At 43.2% G+C, this 509-nt stretch carries 1 protein-coding gene; it reads right to left on the bottom strand.

Annotation, left to right across the window (positions count from 1 at the left end):
* Positions 1-509: biotin synthase BioB (bioB, locus tag HHA43_RS13135; protein WP_168542772.1), on the bottom strand; the 509-nt coding region annotated here is incomplete at both ends.

Genomic DNA, 509 nt, shown 5'->3' with positions numbered 1-509 from the left:
GATAAACGAATGTAACTGTTTGGCATAATAATACGCGCAACCGCAATGGTACGAATCCACTCAATCACATCTAGTTTTTCTACTTCAGCCAACGGTGTACCTTCAATCGGCACTAACATATTGATCGGCACAGATTCAGGGTGTAATGGCAATGTCGCCAATTCATGCAATAAACCAATACGGTCTTGGGTGTCTTCACCTAAACCAACAATACCGCCACTACACACTTTCATACCAGTTTGACGCACAATGTCTAAGGTATTTAAACGATCGTCAAAGCTGCGAGTGCTGATCACATTAGGATAATATTCACGCGACGTGTCGAGGTTGTGATTGTAATAGTCCAAGCCAGCATCTTTTAAACGCTCTGCCTGAGATTGATTCAGCATGCCTAAAGTCATACAGGTTTCTAAACCCAGTGCCTTTACTTCACGTACCATTTCCAACACATAAGGCATATCACGTTCATGTGGGTTACGCCATGCAGCGCCCATACAAAAACGTGAAGA

The organism is Acinetobacter sp. A2 (assembly GCF_012371325.1).
GTDB lineage: Bacteria > Pseudomonadota > Gammaproteobacteria > Pseudomonadales > Moraxellaceae > Acinetobacter.
Note: the sequence above shows the minus strand (reverse complement) of the source record. Positions and strands in the feature narration are given on the sequence as shown.